At 63.4% G+C, this 21,304-nt stretch carries 13 protein-coding genes; 5 read left to right on the forward strand and 8 right to left on the reverse strand.

Annotated elements, in window-relative coordinates; all coding sequences use genetic code 11:
• Nucleotides 1-152 precede the first annotated feature (152 nt).
• From AC19YX_RS11310 to AC19YX_RS11320, 3 genes are all read right to left on the reverse strand, one after another.
• The gene (locus AC19YX_RS11310) at nucleotides 153-1,532 is read right to left on the reverse strand and encodes a DUF3999 domain-containing protein (protein ID WP_500606262.1); all 1,380 of its coding nucleotides are present in this window, start codon (nucleotides 1,530-1,532) and stop codon (nucleotides 153-155) included.
• Nucleotides 1,529-5,173 carry a DUF2339 domain-containing protein gene (locus tag AC19YX_RS11315; RefSeq protein WP_500606263.1) on the reverse strand — a complete coding sequence of 1,215 codons (3,645 nt, stop codon included), beginning with the start codon at nucleotides 5,171-5,173 and terminating at the stop codon, nucleotides 1,529-1,531. The genes AC19YX_RS11310 and AC19YX_RS11315 overlap by 4 nt, the downstream gene beginning before the upstream one ends.
• Nucleotides 5,174-5,302: 129 nt before the next feature.
• A complete protein-coding gene (locus tag AC19YX_RS11320; RefSeq protein WP_078469408.1) occupies nucleotides 5,303-7,753 on the reverse strand; it encodes a glycogen/starch/alpha-glucan phosphorylase in 2,451 nt (816 codons plus the stop codon).
• A gap of 237 nt (nucleotides 7,754-7,990) precedes the next feature.
• Between AC19YX_RS11320 and AC19YX_RS11325 the strand changes: the two genes are divergently transcribed.
• Nucleotides 7,991-8,425, forward strand: a complete 435-nt coding sequence (locus AC19YX_RS11325; RefSeq protein ID WP_020299518.1) for a YkgJ family cysteine cluster protein — start codon at nucleotides 7,991-7,993, stop codon at nucleotides 8,423-8,425.
• Nucleotides 8,426-8,655: 230 nt separating this feature from the next.
• Here the strand turns inward: AC19YX_RS11325 and typA are convergent, their stop codons facing one another.
• Both typA and thiI read right to left on the reverse strand, forming a co-directional pair.
• Nucleotides 8,656-10,476 (reverse strand): translational GTPase TypA, encoded by a 1,821-nt coding sequence (gene typA, locus AC19YX_RS11330; RefSeq protein ID WP_020299519.1) that lies wholly within the window; start codon nucleotides 10,474-10,476, stop codon nucleotides 8,656-8,658.
• 137 nt (nucleotides 10,477-10,613) lie between these two features.
• Nucleotides 10,614-12,068 (reverse strand): tRNA uracil 4-sulfurtransferase ThiI, encoded by a 1,455-nt coding sequence (gene thiI, locus AC19YX_RS11335; RefSeq protein ID WP_078469407.1) that lies wholly within the window; start codon nucleotides 12,066-12,068, stop codon nucleotides 10,614-10,616.
• Between the two features lie 331 nt (nucleotides 12,069-12,399).
• Here thiI and glnA point away from each other — a divergent pair, with 331 nt between their 5' ends.
• From glnA to AC19YX_RS11355, 4 genes are all read left to right on the forward strand, one after another.
• A complete protein-coding gene (gene glnA / locus AC19YX_RS11340) occupies nucleotides 12,400-13,806 on the forward strand; it encodes a glutamate--ammonia ligase (RefSeq protein WP_020299521.1) in 1,407 nt (468 codons plus the stop codon).
• A 158-nt stretch (nucleotides 13,807-13,964) separates the two neighbouring features.
• Nucleotides 13,965-16,007 (forward strand): hypothetical protein, encoded by a 2,043-nt coding sequence (locus AC19YX_RS11345; RefSeq protein ID WP_500606264.1) that lies wholly within the window; start codon nucleotides 13,965-13,967, stop codon nucleotides 16,005-16,007.
• A 128-nt stretch (nucleotides 16,008-16,135) separates the two neighbouring features.
• Nucleotides 16,136-16,690: a chorismate mutase gene (locus AC19YX_RS11350; protein ID WP_421547616.1), complete on the forward strand. Its 555-nt coding sequence runs from the start codon at nucleotides 16,136-16,138 to the stop codon at nucleotides 16,688-16,690.
• Between the two features lie 70 nt (nucleotides 16,691-16,760).
• The gene (locus tag AC19YX_RS11355; RefSeq protein ID WP_421547617.1) at nucleotides 16,761-17,279 is read left to right on the forward strand and encodes a DUF4124 domain-containing protein; all 519 of its coding nucleotides are present in this window, start codon (nucleotides 16,761-16,763) and stop codon (nucleotides 17,277-17,279) included.
• A 16-nt stretch (nucleotides 17,280-17,295) separates the two neighbouring features.
• Here the strand turns inward: AC19YX_RS11355 and AC19YX_RS11360 are convergent, their stop codons facing one another.
• From AC19YX_RS11360 to AC19YX_RS11370, 3 genes are read right to left on the reverse strand one after another with little or no spacing between them, the layout of a single operon-like run.
• The gene (locus tag AC19YX_RS11360) at nucleotides 17,296-18,498 is read right to left on the reverse strand and encodes a 3-oxoadipyl-CoA thiolase (RefSeq protein ID WP_078469402.1); all 1,203 of its coding nucleotides are present in this window, start codon (nucleotides 18,496-18,498) and stop codon (nucleotides 17,296-17,298) included.
• A 33-nt stretch (nucleotides 18,499-18,531) separates the two neighbouring features.
• On the reverse strand, nucleotides 18,532-20,079 hold the full coding sequence (locus tag AC19YX_RS11365; protein ID WP_500606265.1) for a 3-hydroxyacyl-CoA dehydrogenase: 1,548 nt from the start codon (nucleotides 20,077-20,079) through the stop codon (nucleotides 18,532-18,534).
• Between the two features lie 36 nt (nucleotides 20,080-20,115).
• Nucleotides 20,116-21,303, reverse strand: a complete 1,188-nt coding sequence (locus AC19YX_RS11370; protein WP_500606266.1) for a CaiB/BaiF CoA transferase family protein — start codon at nucleotides 21,301-21,303, stop codon at nucleotides 20,116-20,118.
• Nucleotide 21,304 lies beyond the last annotated feature (1 nt).

The following is a 21,304-nucleotide window of genomic DNA, read 5'->3' on the forward strand; positions in this document are numbered from 1 at the left end:
CCTGTCAGACAGGGAACTGCCCAATAGAGTTCATGGACCGCTTTCAGCGTAGCTACAAAACAGCCTTTATGACTGACATCCCCAACGGCCCCGCCAATCGGCGGTGGCGCAAGAGCAGGCGCCCTGGCCACCGCCGGTGATGTCAACGGCGATCAGGTTTTCGCCGCGGGTTTGCGCAACAGGCTGAAGGCCATGGCGCCCAGGGCCAGTACCCCGAGCAGCAAGACTGCCCACAGGGCGATTTTCTTCCAGTCCGGCCCGCTCGCTTGCGGGGCGACCGAGGGGGTGGCGGTGGACGCAGCCAGCTGCAGCGCGCCATCGACCCGGGCCTGGCCCAGGGCCTTGAGGCGTTGCGGGCTGTAGTCAGGGATCAGGGTGGCCAATGGCAGGTTCGCCGCTGCGACCGTGGGGTTGCCCAGCGCCAGGGTGTAGGGGCCGGCGCCACGGGCCAGGAACACCAGTTGCGTGGCACGCACGGCAACCTTCAAGGCCGGGGCCTCGGCACCCAGGCCACCGCCGCGCTCGTCCACCATCAACCTCAGTTGCTGCACGTTGCGCCCGGTCAGTTGCAGATCGTTCTGCACCACGTCCTGGCCATTCTGGGTCAGGCGATAGAGCAAGCCACTGGTCAGCGGCTGCCAGGGTTGGTTGTTGTCGCGGCGCCCGTACAGGGTCACCGGGGCCAGGCTGTTGGGCTGGCTCAGCTCGACCTGCAGGCGCTCGACATTCAACCCCGTCGGCAACTGCCAGATGTATTCCCCGGCCTTGGGGCTGCTGCCGGCCAGCGGCTGCGACCACAGCAGGGGCAACGGCAGGCTGCTGGTGCTGGTGCTTTGCAGTTGCGCCGAGGTCAGGATCGGCGCTGATTGCGGGGCGCTCCACAGCAGGCGCAGGTAACGCGCCGACTGCCCGGGCAAGCCGACTTCATGCTGCTCGATGCGCTCATCGGCAAACGACAGCCGCGCCACCTGCCCCTCTCCCCAGGCCTGCCAATGTTGCAGGTCGTCGCTGGCCTCGATGCTGAAACGCTGGAAACCATCGCGCTCGCTGGTCCAGTCGAGCACCAGTTGCTGCAAGGGTGCCTTGATCGCGCTGGCGTCCAGCAACCACCCCCGCAGCACCTCTTCACCGGCCTCAAGCTGGCTGGACGGCTGCACCTCGACCAGGGTCCCGCTGGCGCTCGACTGCACGCGCACGCTCGGCGCCGCTTCGCTGGCATCCGCCGAGCTGTACAGCGGGAACCACTTGACCTCGGTCAAGCTGCGCTGTTCGCGGGTTTCGGCCTGTTCGCGGGCCAGGGCATATGCCTGGGGTTCGCCGGCAGCGTTGAACACGCGGATATCACCCAGATCGCTCTGGCTGGCATTGAGCTGCGCCGCCAGCGGCAGTTCCAGGCGGTACCAGGGGCCCTCGCCACTCAGGCTCAGCGGCAACTGGGACTTGAAGTCCGCAGGTTTTTCCTGGGCTGTGGCCGACAGCGCCACACATAGGCCCAGTGCCCCCAGCCACCCCAGGTTCAGGTTCTGCTTCAAGACGACACTCCTTCGGTTTCAGGCTCTGGCCGGGGTTGATCCGGCTCTGCCTCGACGCGCTTGGGCGGCAGCGGGGCGAAATAGCCGACCACCAGCAGCAACACCCCAACGCCGATAAACGACACGATCCGCGCCAGCCCGCCACGGTTGCTCAATTCGACAAAGAACAGCTTGGCGACCACCAGGGCGATCAACCCCGCCCCCACCAGCCAGACCTCGCGGCGATGGCGCAGGTGGCCGCCGATCATCAGCCCCAGGGCAATCAGGGTCCAGACGATGGACAACCCGGCCTGCACCCGCATCGAGCCGAGCAACGCATCGAGCTCGTACGGCACCCCGCTCCAATGGTGCGCGGCACGCATCACCAGTGCGGTGAAGAACGCGAACAGCGAAATCCCCGCCACGGCCTGGGTGCCGCGCTCGGCGTAGTCGACACGGATCGCCCATTGCTCCACCGCGCTGCGCGACCACATATAAACCCCGAACAAGGCAAACAGCAGCCCCAGTTCCAGCGGGTTGAGCAATGGCAGGTACGGCAGAGGCTCGGCGCTGCCGTCGCTGGCGATGTTCGCCAGCCAGAGCCAGCCCAGCATCAACACCGCCAGGGGCAATGCCGCGTACAGCCGATACTCGCGGGCATGGGCCGCCACCGGCCATGGCCAGGCCCGCGGCGCGGCCATCAGCACCAGGTACAGGCTCGGCAGAATCGCCCAGCCCAACCAGCGCCAGGCGTTGTACTGCTCGGACAACAGCAGCAGGCCGTAGCGCAGCTCCAGGGCCAGCACGCCGATCAGCAACCAGCAACCGAGCACATGGGCAGCGCTTTGCAGCCGCGCCGGCAGCATCGACGCCAGGCGCCGCAGGCTGAAGAAATGCACCGCGAACACCAGCGTCCAGGCCAGCCAGCCAACACTCGCGGCCGGGTGGTAACGCGAATGCCAGGAGGCGATCAGCACCAGCGCAGCCACCGGCATCAACAGGCTGCACAGCAGGCCCAGCGAGGCCCACTTCAGGCGCAGTGCCAACCAGGCCCAGAGCAGCACACTGAGCGCGGCAATCGCCAGCAACAGGCTGCCTTGCAGGTGCACAGGGGCAAAGCGCAGCACTTCCCGGACCAGGGCAAAACTCCACCAGCAGGCGCCCCAGGCCAGCAACAGATCCGACAGGTGTCCCAGCTTCAAGGCGTCGAACACCGGGCCATGGCTCCCGCGTTGCAGGCGCCAGGCGCCGACCAGCGCGGCCAGGGCCAGCACCATCGGCGTGCAGAAGTCAGCGTTGGCCAACGGCCGCAGGCCTTCGCTGAGCAACGGGCCGAACCAGTCGGCACCGGCCAACAGGAAGGCGCTGCCGCCGATCACCTGCAACAGCAAACCGAAAACGAAACTGGCGCGCTGCTGCAAATACAGGCTCAGCCAGATGATCAACAGGCCACTGGCCGCCCACACCCCGCTGGCGATGGACCACGGCAGGACAAACAGCACCGCGAGGTTGATCATCATCAAGCCGGCCAGCAGCACCACCGACAACCCGCGCAGCAAGCGCACATCGTTGCGCACCATGTCGTCCCGGGCAGCCAGCAACATGCCGCCGATCAGCGCCAGGCCAATCAGCGAGGCGCTGAGCAGGCCATTCCAGCCGGCGCTGAACACTGCCGTGGAATCGCCTTCGGCGCCTTGCAGGCGCAACAGAAACAACGCACCGCCCAACAGCTGCACGGCAAAGGCCGTGAACAGGAAGGTCCGCGATTGCAGGCGCAGGCCGACAAACAGCGTCGCCAAACCGGCCAGGGCCCAACCGATGGCGGTGCCGTGGGTGAAGAAGAACAACGGCGCCAACAGGTACAGGAAGCTCAAGCCCAGGCAGGCCAGAATCGGCAACAGCCCTTGCTCCCAACTCGACACATGCTGCGGTTGGGCCTTGCGCAGTTGATAAAAGCTGAACAGCAGCGCAGCACCCAACAACAGCGCGCCCAGGGGCGCGCCATCCAGCAGGCTGTTGCTGCCGGGGCGCAATTCGCCGAGGAAGGCCACCGCCGCGCCCAGTTGCAGCAACAAGGCAAATGCCCGGGCCAATGGCCGTTGCTGGCGCAAGCCGAGCCAGAAGATCCCCGCGCCTTCGACCGCCCAGGCGGCGCTGGTCCAGCGTGCGTCCAGGCCCAGGGGAATCGCCAGGCTGGCGAAAATCACGCCCAGGGCCAGGCAGGTCTCGCCCAGCAGCAAGGCGCGGCCGCTGCTCAGCACGCGGGCCAGGCCCATGTAGAGGATGCCCAGCGCCAGGGCACTGAACGCCGCGCCGAACTCCAGGTGCTGCACCAGCGCGAACTGCAGGCCGAAGCCTACCAGCGGCGGGCCGAACAGCATGCTGCCGTCGACGTAGTCGCCCTTGCGCGCCGACCAGCGCAGCAGTGCCTCGCGGCTGGCGTCTTGCGGCGCATCGGGCAGGTCCATGAGTGTGCGCCGGGCGAACAGCAGACCGATCGCCAGGTACATCAGGAAGAACACCACCAGGAACGGCTCGGTGCTCCACAACAGCTGCGGCTCGTAGGAGCGCAGGCCCCAGGCGAAACCGATGCCGAAGGTGCCGACAAAACCGATCAGGTTCAGCAGGCGCCAGGCCTTGAACCAGGCGATGGCGAGGATCCCGGCATTGAGCAGGGCGAAGTAGCTGAATAAAGCGACGTGGCTGCCGGCTCCGGTGGAGGTCAGGATCGGCGCGGCAAAGCCGCCCAGGGCAGCGGCGGCGGCCAGGCCCAGGGCATCCTGGGTCACAGCCAGGATCGCCGAGAACAGTGTGACCGCCACCAACAGTCCCAGGGCTGCCGATGGGTCGAGCAGCGGGTGCAGGCGCATGGCCGCAAAGACCGTCAGGTACAGCACGCCGATCCCCGTGCCTTGCAGCATCAGCCCGTAGTTGCTGTTGCGCAGCCGCAGCCACCAGCCCAGGCCCAGCAACCCCAGGGCGCTGGCGGCAACCCCGGCGTAACGCAATTCAATCGGCACCACCATGCCTTCGGTGGCATAGCGCAACAGGAAGGCCAGGCCGAGGAACAACAGCAGCACACCCACCCGCAGCACAGTGTTGCCGCCAAACAGCCAAGCGCGCGCGCCGCTGATGGCGCGTTCGATCAGGTTGGGTTCCAAGGGTTCGGCGGGGGCCGCTGGCGCTATCGGCTGGCGCGCAGGCTGCGCCTGGCGCAGGACGTCGGCCGGCGGGGCCTGGCTGAATTCGCGAGTGGTTGCCGGGCTCGGTTGCAGTGTGGGTGGCAGTTCCCAGACCAATTCCCCGGGCGCAGGCTCGACAACCGGTGGCGGCTGAGGTTTTGCAGACTGGGCCAGCAGAATCGGCAGCGCAGCTTCCGGCGTGGGCGCCGGGTGGACGCTGGGCGCTTCGCTGGCCGGGGCCGGCTCAGGCGTGCTGACGCCACTGCGCTCAAGGGAGGACAGACGCTGGCCGAGGGCTGCCAGCGCGGTTTTGGCCTGCTGCAGCTCGCGGTGCAGCTCGCGGGCCTGGGCACTCAGGCCACCCACCCGGACCGCCAGGCCAATGCCCAGACCCAGCAGCGCGCCGATCAGTGCGTCGCTGAAGGACTCATCGAGCACCCAGCCCAGCACCAGCCCTATCAGCATGAAAATCCATTGCATGGTCGATATCCCTAAGCACCGAATCAGATCCTGCCGCCAGCAGCCGCAGAAAAAACTGGCGCCCAGTATATCGACAAGGCCCAACAAACGTTGGGCCTTGTGCGCATTTCTAGAATTCTCTGAAAGCGGTTACTCCAGAGCCTTCCAGATTTCCGTGGCGTACTCGCGAATGGTTCGGTCCGAAGAGAACCAGCCCATCCGCGCACTGTTGAGCACTGCTGAACGCCACCATTCCTTGGAATCGTGCCAGCGCTCTTCGACCCGGGCCTGGGCGGCCCAGTAGGAATCGAAGTCGGCACAGACCAGGAAGCGGTCGTAGTCAATCAGTGAATCGATAAGCCCGGTGTAGCGCGACGGATCGTCCGGCGAAAACACCCCGCCACGGATGGCCTGCAACACATCGTTGAGCCGGTGGGAGGCGGCGATATCCGGCGCCGCGCTGAACTCGCCGTTACGCTTGCGGGCTTCCACCTGCTGGGCAGTGAGGCCGAAGATAAACATGTGATCGGCGCCCACGCGCTCGCACATCTCGACGTTGGCGCCGTCCAGGGTGCCGATGGTCAGCGCGCCGTTCAGGCCGAACTTCATGTTGCTGGTGCCTGAGGCCTCGAAGCCCGCGGTGGAGATCTGCTCCGAGAGGTCGGCCGCCGGGATGATGCTTTCCGCCAGGCTGACGTTGTAGTTGGGCAGGAACACCACCTTGAGCAGGCCGCGCACGGTGGGGTCGTTGTTGACCGTGCGCGCGATGTCGTTGGTCAGCTTGATGATCAGCTTGGCCTGGTGATAACTGGCGGCGGCCTTGCCGGCGAAGATCTTCACCCGCGGCACCCAGTCGGTTTCCGGCTCGGCGCGGATCGCCTGGTACAGCGCCACGGTGTGCAGCAGGTTGAGCAACTGGCGCTTGTACTCGTGGATGCGCTTGACCTGCACATCGAACATGGCCGCCGGGTTGACCGAAATCCCCAGGCGCTCATGAATGATCGCCGCCAGGGCGCGCTTGCTGTGCAGACGCTGCTCGGCGAACTGTTTGCGGAACCCGGGTTTTTCGGCAAAGGGCTCCAGCTTCAGCAGCAGCTCTTCGGGGTTGTCCAGCAACTCGGGGCCGACCGCCTCGACCATCATCGCCGTCAGTTGGGCATTGGCCTGATACAGCCAGCGGCGGAAGGTGATGCCGTTGGTCTTGTTGTTGATACGTTCCGGATACAGCTTGTGCAGCTCCGAAAACACCGTGCTGCGCATCAGTTGGGTGTGCAGCCCGGACACGCCGTTGACGCTGTGGGAGCCGAGAAACGCCAGGTTGCCCATGCGCACCCGACGGCCATTGTCTTCCTCGATCAGCGACACCGCGCGCAGCACGTCGAAGTCATGGATGCCCTTGGCCCGCAGCGAATCGATGTGCTGGGCGTTGATCAGGTAAATGATCTGCATATGCCGCGGCAACATGCGTTCCATCAGGCCGACCGGCCAGGTTTCCAGGGCTTCGGGGAGCAAGGTGTGGTTGGTGTAGGCCAGGGTTTCCACGGTGACTTGCCAGGCCGCATCCCAGGCGATGTCGTGCAGGTCGACCAGCTGTCGCATCAGCTCGGCCACGGCGATCGAGGGGTGGGTGTCGTTGAGCTGGATCGCCGCATGCTCGCCCAGGCTGAGCACCGAGCCGTGCATGTTTTTGTGGCGACGCAGCAGGTCTTGCAGCGAGGCCGAGACAAAGAAATATTCCTGGCGCAGACGCAGTTCCTGCCCCGCTTCGGTGCTGTCGGCCGGGTACAGCACACGGGAGATGCTTTCTGCCCGGGCGACCTCCGCCACCGCGCCCAAGTGGTCGCCGGCGTTGAAGCGTTCCAGGTGCAAGTCTTCCACCGCCCGCGCGCGCCACAGGCGCAGGGTATTCACGCTGGCACCGCGCCAGCCCACTACCGGCGTGTCATAGGCCACCGCGCGCACGGTTTCACTGGGGGTCCAGACCTGGATCGATTTGCCGCTGGCATCGAGCAGGGTTTCGACTCCGCCGCCAAAGCCGATCGGGTAGATCACCTCGGCACGCTCGAACTCCCAGGGGTTGCCGAAATCCAGCCAGTGCTCGGTCTGCTCCTGCTGCCAGCCATCGACGATGGCCTGGCGGAACAGCCCGTGCTCATAACGAATGCCGTAGCCATGGCCGGCGATGCCCAGGGTCGACATGCTTTCCATGAAGCACGCCGCCAGGCGCCCCAGGCCACCGTTGCCCAGGGCCGCATCCGGCTCCAGCAGGCGAATGCGTTCCAGGTCGACGCCCAGTTCGGTGAGGGCATCGCGCGCCACGTCGAGCAGCCCCAGGTTGCTCAGGCTGTCATACAGCAGGCGGCCGATAAGGAATTCCAGGGACAGGTAGTACACCCGCTTCTGACCCTTGCGGTAGATCTGCCGGGTGTGGTCCATCCAGTGTTCGACCATATGATCACGCGCCGCCAGGGCAATGGCTTCGAACCAGTCATGGTCAAAGGCGTGATCCGGGTCCTTGCCCACCGCGTAGGTGAGTTTGGTCAAGACGGCATCGCGGAATGCGGCTACCTCTGCTTCTCGTACAAGCGGTTCCTGAGACATCGATGCGACCTCGGGCGAGATAGAAGGAGTTGCTAGAGCCTAGACGGTCTGACAGACGGTAGACGCTCTGGTTCGGCAGTTTTTAAACTCATTCACCTTTGCGCTAATTAGATGCAGGGGCCGTGCCCGTTTATTCGCCAAAGCAGCCTTCGAGCTGAAAGCTGCAAAATATTGTTCAAAAAACCACCAATCCCGGTATGATCGCGCGCCCGGATAAAGCCCCCTCTTGGAAACCTGATGAAGCCTCAACTGATCGCCGCCGCGGAACTCGACCGTCTCGAGACCTGGCAGAAATACTCGAGCCATATGTGCGGCGGCTGTGTGTCGAGCTGCTGCACCCTGCCGGTCGAGGTGAAGATCAAGGACCTGATCCGCATCGGCATCGTCGATGAGTTCGAGCGTGGCGATCCGCCGAAGAACATCGCCAAGCGTTTGCAGAAAGAAGGCATCGTCGAGCGCTTCAACGCCAAGTCCGAGATCTTCACCCTGCAGCGCATGAGCAACGACGACTGCCTGTACCTGGATCGTAAAAGCCGCTTCTGCACTATTTATGACAAGCGCCCCGACACCTGCCGCAACCACCCGAAAATCGGGCCGCGCCCAGGCTACTGCGCCTACAAGCCCAAGGAAGTGGTGCGCGAAACCAAGCTGCGCACCCTCGAGAAGTTTTAAATAGCCTACCTGTGGCGAGGGAGCTTGCTCCCGCTGGGTTGCGAAGCGACCCCAATAAGGCTGGCGCGGTCTTTCAGGTAGATCGGGTCGATCTGCTTTAGGGCTGCTGCGCAGCCCAACGGGAGCAAGCTCCCTCGCCACAAGGTCGTTGCCAGGCCATAAAGCCCAGACAAACAAAAACGCCCCCGACCTTGCGGTCGGGGGCGTTTTTTTGCAGCTAACTAAATGACTTAGTTACTGCTTTTCTTGGCAGCGCGGGTACGCTCGCTTTCGCCCAGGATCTTCTTGCGAAGACGGATGGACTTAGGAGTGACTTCACACAGCTCGTCTTCTTGTACGAATTCCAGAGCTTGCTCCAGAGTGAAACGTACAGGCGGAACCAGAGCGATGGTTTCGTCTTTACCCGAAGCACGCATGTTGTCGAGCTTCTTGCCTTTGGTTGGGTTCACACCCAGGTCGTTGTCGCGGCTGTTCAGACCAACGATTTGACCTTCATAGATGTCCTGGCCGTGTTCGATGAACAGCTTGCCACGGGACTGCAGGGTTTCCAGCGAGTAGGTCAGCGCCTTACCGGTAGCAACCGATACCAGCACGCCGTTCTGACGGCCGGACATGTCGCCGGACTTCATCACGTCGTAACGGTCGAAGATCGAGGTCAGGATGCCTGCACCGGAGGTCAGGGTCAGGAACTCGTTACGGAAACCGATCAGGCCACGAGCCGGGATGTTGTACTCAAGGCGCACACGGCCCTTGCCATCCGGAACCATGTTGGTCAGGTCGCCTTTACGGATACCGATCTGCTCCATGATCGAACCTTGCGATTCTTCCGGCAGGTCGATGGTCACGTTTTCGTACGGTTCGTGCTTCACGCCGTCAACCATGCGGATGATCACTTCCGGACGACCAACACCCATTTCGAAGCCTTCGCGACGCATGGTTTCGATCAGTACCGAGAGGTGCAGCTCACCACGGCCGGAGACCTTGAACTTGTCAGCCGAGTCGCCTTCTTCAACGCGCAGAGCAACGTTGTAGAGCAGCTCTTTGTCCAGACGTTCCTTGATGTTACGGCTGGTCACGAACTTGCCTTCTTTACCGCAGAATGGCGAGTCGTTTACCTGGAAGGTCATGGAAACGGTTGGCTCGTCAACGGTCAGCGGCTTCATCGCTTCAACAGCGGTTGGGTCGCACAGGGTGTCGGAGATGAACAGCTGGTCGAAGCCGCTGATGCAGACGATGTCGCCGGCAGCTGCTTCTTCAACGTCGATGCGGTGCAGGCCGTGGTGACCCATCAGCTTGAGGATACGACCGTTGCGCTTCTTGCCGTCGGCGTCGATAGCCACGACCGGAGTGTTCGGCTTGACGCGACCACGAGCGATACGGCCAACGCCGATAACACCCAGGAAGCTGTTGTAGTCCAGAGCCGAGATTTGCATCTGGAACGGACCGTCACGGTCAACGGCTGGTGCTGGTACGTTGTCGACGATCGACTGGTACAGCGGGGTCATGTCTTCAGCCATGTCGGTGTGGTCAAGACCAGCAATACCGTTCAGGGCGGAGGCGTAAACCACTTTGAAGTCCAGCTGTTCTTCGGTAGCACCCAGGTTGTCGAACAGGTCGAAGATCTGGTCCAGAACCCAGTCCGGACGCGCGCCTGGACGGTCAACCTTGTTGATTACCACGATTGGACGCAGGCCGGCTTCGAAAGCCTTCTTGGTCACAAAACGGGTTTGCGGCATAGGGCCGTCCTGGGCATCAACCAGCAGCAGAACGGAGTCAACCATCGACATTACACGTTCAACTTCGCCGCCGAAGTCGGCGTGGCCCGGGGTGTCCACGATGTTGATGTGGTAGCCGTTCCAGTTGATGGCGGTGTTTTTCGCCAGAATGGTAATACCGCGCTCTTTCTCCTGGTCGTTGGAGTCCATCACGCGCTCGTCGTTGAGCTCGTTGCGCTCCAGAGTGCCGGATTGACGCAAGAGTTTGTCTACCAGGGTGGTTTTACCGTGGTCAACGTGAGCAATGATGGCGATGTTGCGTAGATTTTCGATCACTTGTGTATCTCGATCAGAGGATTCGGTGTGCTGACAGGTCGTGGCAGCGATTAACGTTGCGTCCGTAAAGCCGTTACAGCTCGACGGCGGCGTCGGGGGGCCGGTGACGCAGGCCACAGGCAAACATCCCCGGGCACTTAGCTCGGTCGATAAACGCGCACATTGGCATGTCCCTCACTGAGCAAATGGTGGGCATGCAGGCGACTCATCACGCCTTTGTCGCAATAGAGCAGGTACTGGCGAGTAGGGTCCAGTTCCTTGAAACGAGCGTTCAGTGCATAAAACGGCATCGCTTGTACCTCAATGCCAGCAAGCTCCAGCGGCTGATCTTCCTGAGCATCCGGGTGACGGATGTCGATCACGATCTGGCCGGCCAGCGCTTCGCTGACTTCTTCGATCTGCAAATCCTGGCCCAACTCGTCGATCACTCGATCGATCGGCACCAGCTTGGCGTTCTCGAGCGCACGCTCCAGAACCGCCATATCGAATTCTTTCTCTTCATGCTCCACGCGCGGGCGCTTGGCGTGGGTCTTGGGGTTCACCGAGATGACCCCGCAATACTCCGGCATGTGCTTGGCGAAGTCGGCGGTGCCGATTTCATTCGCCAGGTCGATGATGTCCTGCTTGTGGCTGGCGATCAGCGGTCGCAGCACCAGCTTGTCGGTCACGCAGTCGATCACGGACAGGTTCGGCAGCGTCTGGCTCGACACCTGGGAAATCGCTTCACCGGTGACCAGGGCATCGATCTCCAGGCGGTCGGCGATTCTCGACGCAGCGCGCAACATCATACGCTTCAATACTACGCCCATATGACTGTTATCGACTTTGCCGAGAATTTCTCCCAGCACTTCCTCGAACGGCACGCTGACAAACAGCACGCGCTGGGAGCTGCCGTACTTCTTCCAGATAAAGTGCGCAACTTCCATCACGCCCAATTCGTGGGCACGCCCGCCCAGGTTGAAGAAGCAGAAATGGCTCATCAGCCCGCGCCGCATGATCTGGTACGCCGCCACCGTGGAATCGAAACCGCCGGACATCAGGACCAGGGTCTGTTCCAGGGCGCCCAGGGGGTAGCCGCCGATGCTGTTGTGCTGGTTGTGGATCACAAACAACCGTTGGTCGCGAATTTCGATGCGAACTTCGATTTCCGGCTCTTTCAGGGAGATTCCGGCGGCGCCGCACTGACGACGCAGCTGGCTGCCGACGTATTTTTCGACCTCCATGGAGGTGAATTCATGCTTGCCGGCACGCTTGCAGCGCACGGAAAAAATCTTCCCCGCCAGGGCTTCGCCGAAGTGCTGCTTGCACTTGGCGACGATGTCGTCGAAGTCACCCAGCGGGTACTCGTCGACCTGCAGGAAATGCGCGATGCCCGGCATGCAACTCAGGCGCTCGGTCATGTCCTTCAAGGATTTGGGGTCAGTGAGCGCGGTTTCAAGCTCGAGGTTGTCCCAGACACCATTGACCACCACAGCCGGGTCCAGATCGCGGAGCACGGCACGGATGTTTTTCGCCAACTGACGGATGAAACGCATCCGTACCGGGCGGCTCTTGATGGTGATTTCCGGGAAAACTTTAACGATTAGTTTCATGAAAACAGCGCGCGCAGGGCCAGCCGAAAAAGGGGGGCGCGGATTATAGCGGAAATTGCTCAAGGTTTAACCAGTTTATGTACAGATGGTTTTCGATGCACCAAAACAGGTCATTTTGATTTATCAGCGCCACATTGCGGTGCGCGATTTTCCCGAAAACGGCGGATTGCACCTTTATATGCGTGAGTTTGGGGCAGAAAACCCAAGTCGGGGCACTGGCATGCAATTTGCTCCCTTGTGAGGCAGGTTGCCTTGGTCGAGTATTCGCGCCGGCATCACCCACATTCTAAGGGCACTCCACTACTTAGCCCGAAGCCACCCGGAGGACACTATGTCGAAGTCGGTTCAACTCATCAAAGATCATGACGTCAAGTGGATTGATCTGCGCTTCACTGATACCAAAGGCACTCAGCACCACGTGACCATGCCGGCCCGTGACGCGCTGGATGACGCCTTCTTCGAAGAAGGCAAAATGTTCGACGGCTCCTCCATTGCTGGCTGGAAAGGCATCGAAGCCTCCGACATGATCCTGATGCCGGACGACACCACTGCCGTACTCGACCCGTTCACCGAAGAGCCGACCCTGATCCTGGTCTGCGACGTGATCGAGCCTTCGACCATGCAAGGCTACGACCGTGACCCACGGGCCATCGCCAAGCGTGCCGAGGAATACCTGAAGTCGACCGGTATCGGCGACACCGTATTCGTAGGCCCGGAGCCTGAGTTCTTCATCTTCGACGAAGTGAAGTTCAAGTCCGACATCTCCGGTTCCATGTTCAAAATCTTCTCCGAACAAGGTTCGTGGATGTCCGACCAGGACGTGGAAGGCGGCAACCGTGGCCACCGTCCAGGTATCAAGGGCGGCTACTTCCCGGTTCCTCCGTTCGACCACGACCACGAAATCCGTACCTCCATGTGCAACGCCATGGAAGAAATGGGCCTGGTCATCGAAGTTCACCACCACGAAGTGGCGACTGCCGGCCAGAACGAAATCGGCGTCAAGTTCAACACCCTGGTAGCCAAGGCTGACGAAGTTCAGACCCTGAAGTACTGCGTACACAACGTGGCTGATGCCTACGGCCGTACCGCTACCTTCATGCCTAAGCCTCTGTACGGCGACAACGGCTCGGGTATGCACGTTCACCTGTCCATCGCCAAAGATGGCAAGAACACCTTCGCTGGCGAAGGTTATGCCGGCCTGTCCGACACCGCCCTGTACTTCATCGGCGGCATCATCAAGCACGGTAAGGCCCTGAACGGCTTCACCAACCCGTCGACCAACTCCTACAAGCGTCTGGTCCCAGGTTTCGAAGCACCCGTGATGCTGGCCTACTCGGCTCGCAACCGTTCCGCTTCGATCCGTATTCCTTACGTGTCCAGCCCTCGCGCTCGCCGTATCGAAGCCCGCTTCCCGGATCCAGCAGCCAACCCGTACCTGGGCTTCGCTGCACTGCTGATGGCTGGCCTGGACGGCATCCAGAACAAGATCCACCCTGGCGACGCTGCTGACAAAAACCTGTATGACCTGCCGCCTGAAGAGGCCAAAGAGATCCCACAAGTTTGCGGCAGCCTGAAAGAAGCCCTGGAAGAGCTGGACAAAGGTCGTGCGTTCCTGACCAAAGGCGGCGTTTTCAGCGACGACTTCATCGACGCTTACATCGCCCTGAAAAGCGAAGAAGAAATCAAGGTTCGTACCTTCGTGCACCCACTGGAATACGAGCTGTACTACAGCTGCTGATCCCGTGACGCCCGCGCAAGCGGCGTAACCAAGAGGCCTCCTTCGGGAGGCCTTTTTTATTGCCCGGCCATTGGCCGCGATTGTTCCTTCGCTCGCCCCTTCGGTGGATAATCCGCGCCTCGCGCACCCTCGGTGCGGCGCATTGACGAAGGAATGGTATGCAATGGACACGCGCGCTCGGCCTGATCGCTTGCCTGGCTTTGAGCCAGGCCCAGGCTGCGCCCTTCTACGAAGGCAAGACCCTGGCCCATCCGCTGATCACCGGCCTGGCGGAAAGCTCGGCGACCCTGGCCTTTATCAAGACGCCTGCCGGAGTGCGGGGCTATTACGCGGTCGATGAGGCGCAAAGCCAGGCGCAATTGCTGGACGATTTCGGCAAGGCCTCGATCGAGTCGGTGTTCAACATCGCCCTGGATAACCAGCACCTGACACGCCTGGTGCTGTTCAAGCTGCAGGGCAACTATCACCTGCGCGCCTACCGTTATGACGACAACGACCACCTCTACAGCCGCCTGGGCAATCTGCAAAAAGCCCTGGACCGCATTACCCAGGGCCAGCGCAAACTCGACGCACGCACGGTGAACCAGGCCCTGAGCCAGCTCACGCCGCTCAATTACCGGGTTTCCTACGAAGATTCGGGCATTGCCGAGTTCGACCAGCTCGACCACAGCGCCGGGACCCTGGTGGGTTACTTCGGCCAGGACGGCCAGCCCCTGGGCAATACCTCGCCAGGTGCCGAGGCCTACAGCTACAAAAAGACCTTTGGCGAAAAACAGGGGCGCTATCTCAGCGTCACCTATCAGCGCGACCAGAGCCCGGCCCTGGTCGACGGCCCGCGCCAGCTCTACAACTACCAGGCCAGCCGCGTGACCTGGGACACCGAACCCGCGCGCCTGACCGGCAGTGAAGACGGGCCCTCGGTGGCCTACAGCGAAGACGGGGCCATCGCCTCTCGCGGGCCTTACACCCATGGCCAACGCAACGGCGAGTGGGGCTTTGCCGGACCGTCCAACAGTTGGTCCCACGGGCCCTATGTCGACGGCAAGCGCCAGGGCCAATGGAGCCTGTCCAATGAAAGCGAAGGCTACGGCATGACCGGTCTGTATCGCGACGACCTGCGGGAAGGACGCTGGGACATCAAGCTGAGCGACTCCGAAGCCCTGGAAGACGGCGGCTTCGTCACCTACCTCCATGACCTGCGCAACGGCCCCAGTGAAAGCCGCGAAGGTGGCGCGGTGCTGGAGCGGGGCGACTACCGCGATGACCTGCGCCAGGGGCCCTGGCTGACCACCGCCGGCAGCGGCAGCTACGACCGGGGCCTGAAGAGCGGGCCCTGGCAACTCAAGGCCGCCGATGGTCATACCCACAGCGTCAGCTTTGTTGCGGACAAGATGCAGGGCGAACTACGCGACACCGACGCCCAGGGCGTGCTGCGGGTCATCGAGCACTATCGCGACGGCCTGCTCTGGGGCACTCAGGAGGGTTACAACGACAGCGGCCAGTTGATGTATTCCTATGCCTACGAAAACGGCCAGCGCGAAGGTCGCTCGCTGATCTACAGCGCCGACGGCAAGGTGCTGCTGTCGGACATGAGCTACAAGAACGGCAACAAGCAGGGCCCGTACCTGACTTTCCTCGCGGACGGTTCGCCGGCCACGGTCGGGCGCGTCGAGGGCAGCGAATTCATTGGCCTGATGACCCAGCTCGATGAGCATGGCCAGATCTTTTCCGCCGCAACCCGCTGCCGCTTCCAAAGCTACCAGTCGACCGTCGGCCTCTGCGGCATGTCCCGCGAGTTCCGCCAGGGCCGGGTCACCAGCGAACGCGACTACCTGTACGGCGAGCTGCAGGAATACCGCGAATACAACGCGCAAACCGGACTCAAGACTCGAGAGCGCGTCATCGGCGAGGGTGACCAGGTCAGCGAAATCACCTACTACGACAACGGCCAGGTCGAGTGCCGGGTCAACAAGGTCGGGTTCGAGTGGATGACCATCAACCAGCAGAAGCTCAAGAACTACAACCAGGCGGTCCTGAGCGGCGAGCAGCTGTGTTACTACCCCAATGGCGTGATCAAGAGTCGCGACTTTTTCGACAAGGGCCCCACCGGTTGCAAGACCCTGTATGACGAGACCGGCAAGCAAACCTTCCCCGGCCCCAGCGGTTGCCGCAGACCGACCAGTGCCGAGGCCGTGCACTGACCGGCGCGCCTGGTACAGGTCACAATCGGCGCTCGCCAAATCCCCGCGCCCAGGGCGAGCGCTTGCCAGACCGGGCGCCTTTGCGTGCATCATGGCCGCCGACTTGCCCACAACAGCCGAGATCGCCCATGCCCCTGCACGCCACACTCTGCCTCGCCCTGACGACCCTGCTGCTGGCCGGCAACGCCTGCGCAGCCAACGCCCCGACCACTCTCGCCCCGTTGTTGAGCAGTATCGAGGCGCGCCTGGCAATAGCCGACCAGGTGGCCCTGAGCAAATGGGACAGCCATAAAGCCGTGGAAGACCGCCCCCGGGAGCGTGAAGTGATTGCCGGCGCGGTGGCCCAGGCCGCGCAATACTCACTGGCCGCCGCCGATGTTGAGCAGTTTTTTGCAGCGCAGATCGAAGCCAACAAGCTGGTGCAATACGCCCACCTGTCTGCCTGGCACCTGCAAGGCCACGCGCCGGACAGCGCCCGCCCCGATCTGCTGGGGCAGATCCGCCCGCAACTCGATCAGTTACAAAAACGCCTGCTGCAGCAACTGGCCGACTTCAGCCCGGCGCGCACCGATGCGCAATGCCCGCAGTGGCTGGCCCAGGCCACCCAGGCCGCAAGCCAGGACCCACTGCGCAGGCTGGCCCTGACCCGGGCCACGGCCGAGCTTTGTGTGTTCAAAGGTTAAGCCCGCGCCCCGCGAACGGCCCCTTGCTCTAGGCTGGGGCCCTCACCTCGCCGCCCAGGAACCCTCAGCCATGCGCGCTGCCGTTTGCTACCTGCTGCTGATCATCTGTCTGCCGGCGACGGCGCAGATCTATCAATACACCGATGCCCAGGGCAACCCGGCCTACAGTGATCAGCCGCCAAGCGACACCCGCAGCCAGGCCATTGCGCCAACGCCCACCCATGCCATTTCCGGCCCAACCCGCTTGCCGTTACCGACGCCGCCACCTGCCGCCAGGCCGCGCACCGTTGTGGCGCAGCCCTATGAGGTGCTGCAAGTCAGTGGCTTGCCGCGCGACGGCGCATTGCGGGCCAACAACGGCAGCTTCAGCGTGCAGGTGCTGCTGCGACCGAACCTGCAAGGGCCCCATCGCCTGCGCCTGCTGTTGGACGACCAGCCCTACGGCCAACCCGGCACGGCACTGGAACTGCATCTGGAAAATATCGACCGCGGCGAACATCGCCTGGCGGTCCAGGTACTCGATGGCGAACACGTGGTGCAACAAAGCCCGAGCACCACGTTTCACCTGCTGCGGGTGCACCGGCCTTGAGGTTGAGCCCTGGGCCTCAGGCGCGCTCAATGACCATGGCCACACCCTGGCCCAACCCGACGCAGAGGCTGACCACCGCATAGCGCAGCTTGTAGCGTTGCAAGGTGCGGCAGGCACTCAGTACCAGGCGAGCGCCGGATGCGCCCAGCGGATGACCGATGGCAATGGCCCCGCCGCCCGGGTTGACCCGAGGGTCGTCATGGCGCAGGCCCAGGACTTTGAGACAGGCCAGCACCTGCACCGCGAATGCCTCGTTGATTTCAATCAGGTCGACCTGCTCCAGGGTCAGGCCGGCACGGTGCAACGCCAGCTCGATGGCCTGATGCGGGCCGATCCCCATGATTCGCGGCTCCACGCCGACGGCGGCCGACGAAAGAATCCGCGCCATCGGGGCCACCCCATGCGCCTCGCCAATGGCGCGATTGCCGAGCAACAGCACCGCCGCACCGTCGTTGATCCCCGAGGCATTACCCGCAGTGATCACCGAGCCCGGAGCCAGGGGCGACATTTTCGACAGCCGTTCGAAATCGGATTGCGGCCGTGGATGTTCGTCGTGGCTGACCTGCAGCACCTCGCCCTTGCGCCCCGCCGGCACCTCGACCGGCAGGATCTCGTCGTCCAGGTGCCCGGCCTGCAGGGCCGACTGGTAACGCGATTGGGACAGCGCGGCAAAGATATCGGCCTGCTCGCGACTGATGGAAAACAGCCGCGCCAGGTTGTCAGCGGTCTGCGGCATGCTGTCGTTGCCGTAGAGCCGGACCAGACGCGGGTTGCTGAAACGCGCGCCGAGGGTGCTGTCCGCCACCTCCGCCGAGCGGCTGAACGCGCTCTCGGCCTTGGCCATGACAAAGGGCGCACGGGACATGCTTTCGACGCCGCCAGCCAGGTACAACTGGCCCTCGCCACAGGTGATGGCACGCGCCGCATCGACCACCGCCGACAGGCCGCTGGCGCACAGGCGGTTGATCGTCTGCCCGGGCACGCACCAAGGCAGGCCGGCGCTGAGCAAGGCATTGCGCGCCAGGTTGCGGCTGTCTTCGCCCGCCTGGTTGGTGCAGCCCAGAATCACCTCCTCCAGCTCATCCATCGGCAAGCCCGAGGTTTCCATCAACCGGGCCAGCAACGGCCCGACCAGATCATCCGGGCGCACCCGCGACAGGCAACCGGCATAGCGGCCGAACGGGGTACGCAAACCGCTGTAAATGTAGGCATCAAGCATGGCGCAACTCTCATGGCAGGTGGACGACAGCACTCAAGCCAGCAGCGGCTCGGGCGCCTGACACAACGACAGGCCCAGGCGCACCCGGCGCCGCAGCCAGCCACTCGGGCGATAGCGCGGCTCGCCGGTCAGGGCGTGCATGCGCAGCAGAATCTGTAACAGCCGCTCGGCACCCAATTGATCGCCCCAGGCCAGCGGCCCCTGGGGGTAACCGAGCCCCAGGCGCACCGCGGTATCGATATCGGCAACTGAGGCAATGCCTTGCTGGGCGATGTCGCAAGCCAGGTTGACGATCGACGCCAGGGTTCGTTGCAGGACAAAACCGCAGCTGTCGTGGATCAGCGTCACCCGGCCACCGTCAGCACTGAACAAGTCGTGGGCAGCCTGCTGCATGTCCGGCCGGGTGCAGGGAGTGAGCATCAGGCAGCGCTGGTGATCGAGCCCGAACAAGGTATCGCTCGCCACCGTGCGCGCCGGGTCGACCCCATGACGCAAGGCGGCCTCAGTGGCGTCATCGCCCAGGGGCGCCAGCAGGCACAACGCATCGCCGGATGGCCTAGGGCCGGTTTGCGGCTCCACCCCCAGGCGCTGGAGCAGGGCCAGCAGACGCGCATGCCCCAGCTCGTCATCGGCGGCCATCCACACCGCCGGCGGCATACCACGTGGCGCTGATACAGAGGATGGCTGCGGAGTGTCGTGCACGCCGTCATAGCGGTAGAAACCCTGGCCACTCTTGCGCCCCAGATGGCCAGCAGCCTGCATCTGGCGCAGCAGCGGATGGGGGCGGTAGCGCGGCTCCTGGTAGAACTGCCGGTAGACCGATTCCATCACCGGCAGGCTGACATCCAGGCCCACCAGGTCCATCAGTTCGAAGGGCCCCATGGCGAATCCGGCACCGTCACGCAGCAGCGCATCGATCTGCGCCACCGACGCCACGCCCTCGCTCAAAATACGCAAGGCCTCGGTGCCAAACGCACGGCCGGCATGGTTGACGATAAAACCGGGGGAATCCTTGGCCAGCACCGGCTGGTGCCCAATGTGCCGCACCAGGGCCTGCAATTGCCCGGCGATCTCGGGCGCGGTTTCCAGGCCGGCGATCACTTCCACCAGGCGCATACGCGGCACCGGGTTGAAGAAGTGCAGCCCCGCGACCCGCTGCGGGTTACGACAGGCCGCCGCGATGGCCGTGATCGACAGCGACGAGGTGTTGCTCGCCAGCAGCGCGCTGCTGTCCAGCACCTGCTCCAGCTCCCGGAACAGCTGCTGCTTGGCCTCCAGGTTTTCGACGATCGCCTCGATCACCAACTGGCAGTCGCCCAGCGCTTGCAGGCTGTCCACGACCTGTAGCTTGCCCAGCGCCTGCACCACTGCCTCCGGGCTCATGCGTGCCTTGTCCTGCAACCGGGCGAAGCGCACGTGCAGTTGTTCGCGGGCACTATCGGCGGCACCGGAACGGGCGTCGAACAGTTGCACCGTCAGCCCGGCCTGGAGCAGCACCTGGGTGATGCCCTGGCCCATGGCGCCGGCACCGACCACGCCGATGCATTGCAAGGTGTTCAGGCAGACCGACTCGCCATTCATAAAGCGCTCCCGAAAAATGAAACAGCCATGACGTGCTCAGCCGCGCACGATGCCGCTGGCGTACAGGCCGGCGATCATCTGCGCATCCAGGCCCAGGCCTTCGAGAACCTGGCGCGTGTCCTGGCCCAGGGCCGGCGGTGCACTGCGGTAGCTGGCGGGGGTGCGCGACAGCTTCACCGGCGAGCCGACCCCGCGGTACTCGTCGATCTGCACCAGCAAGCCCCGGTGCCGGGTGTGGGGGTGGGCCACCACCTGGTCGATGGTGGCAATCGAACCGCAGGGCACCCCCAGGCCAATCAGTTGCTGGGCCAAGGCCGCGCCGTCATGGGTTTGCAGGTGGTGCTCCAGCGCCTGCTTCAGTGCCTCACGGTTGACCGAACGGCTGCCGTTGCTGGCAAAACGCGGGTCATCGAGCAAGGCACCCGCCCCCAGTTGCTCGCACAATCGGGCGAACTGGCGGTCGTTGCCCACAGCCAGGAAGATCGGCACGCTGCCGGTGCGATAGCTGTCGTAGGGCGCGATATTGGGGTGGGCATTGCCGGTGCGCTGCGGGGTCTTGCCGGCGGCGAAGAAGTTCGCCAGGTGCGGGTGCAGCAGCGACACGCCGCAATCGTAGAGGCTGATGTCCAGGGACTGCCCAAGGCCGCTGCGGTGACGTTCATTGAGCGCCAGCAGAATCCCGGCCAGGGCGTTCAGGCCGGTGACCATGTCCACAATCGGCAGTCCGATGCGCAACGGCCCGCCATCGCCTTCGCCGTTGACGCTCATCAAGCCCGCCATCGCCTGGATCACCGCGTCGTAGCCGGGCAAGCCGCCCAGGGGCCCATCGCCGCCAAAGCCGGAAATCGCGCAATGGATCAGCCCCGGGAAGCGCTGGCTCAGCACCTCGGCATAACCGATCCCCCAGCGCTGCAGGGTGCCTGGCTTGAAGTTCTCCACCAGCACGTCGGCACCTTCCAGCAGTTGCATCAACAGATCCAGGCCCTCGGGCCGCGACAGGTCAACGGCGATCCCTTGCTTGTTGCGGTTCACACCCTTGAAGTACGAGGCATCGTCACCCTCGAAGGGCGGCCCCCAGCCACGGGTTTCGTCGCCGCCCAATGGTTCGAGCTTGATCACTTCGGCGCCATGGTCAGCCAGTGCCTGGGAGCAGTAAGGGCCGCCCAGCACGCGGCTGAGGTCAATGACTTTCAGGCCCGCCAGGGCACCTTGGGTTGGGTTCATC

This window comes from Pseudomonas sp. MF09150 (assembly GCF_059862355.1).

Bases quoted from the DNA above. Each gene is read 5' to 3' on its own strand.
- AC19YX_RS11355 (WP_421547617.1), top strand. From the start codon at position 16,761: ATGCGCGCTGCCGTTTGCTACCTGCTGCTGATCATCTGTCTGCCGGCG.
- glnA (WP_020299521.1), top strand. From the start codon at position 12,400: ATGTCGAAGTCGGTTCAACTCATCAAAGATCATGACGTCAAGTGGATT.
- AC19YX_RS11360 (WP_078469402.1), bottom strand. From the start codon at position 18,498: ATGCTTGATGCCTACATTTACAGCGGTTTGCGTACCCCGTTCGGCCGC.
- AC19YX_RS11370 (WP_500606266.1), bottom strand. From the start codon at position 21,303: ATGAACCCAACCCAAGGTGCCCTGGCGGGCCTGAAAGTCATTGACCTC.
- AC19YX_RS11345 (WP_500606264.1), top strand. From the start codon at position 13,965: ATGCAATGGACACGCGCGCTCGGCCTGATCGCTTGCCTGGCTTTGAGC.
- thiI (WP_078469407.1), bottom strand. From the start codon at position 12,068: ATGAAACTAATCGTTAAAGTTTTCCCGGAAATCACCATCAAGAGCCGC.
- AC19YX_RS11320 (WP_078469408.1), bottom strand. From the start codon at position 7,753: ATGTCTCAGGAACCGCTTGTACGAGAAGCAGAGGTAGCCGCATTCCGC.
- AC19YX_RS11325 (WP_020299518.1), top strand. From the start codon at position 7,991: ATGAAGCCTCAACTGATCGCCGCCGCGGAACTCGACCGTCTCGAGACC.
- AC19YX_RS11365 (WP_500606265.1), bottom strand. From the start codon at position 20,079: ATGAATGGCGAGTCGGTCTGCCTGAACACCTTGCAATGCATCGGCGTG.
- AC19YX_RS11350 (WP_421547616.1), top strand. From the start codon at position 16,136: ATGCCCCTGCACGCCACACTCTGCCTCGCCCTGACGACCCTGCTGCTG.
- AC19YX_RS11315 (WP_500606263.1), bottom strand. From the start codon at position 5,173: ATGCAATGGATTTTCATGCTGATAGGGCTGGTGCTGGGCTGGGTGCTC.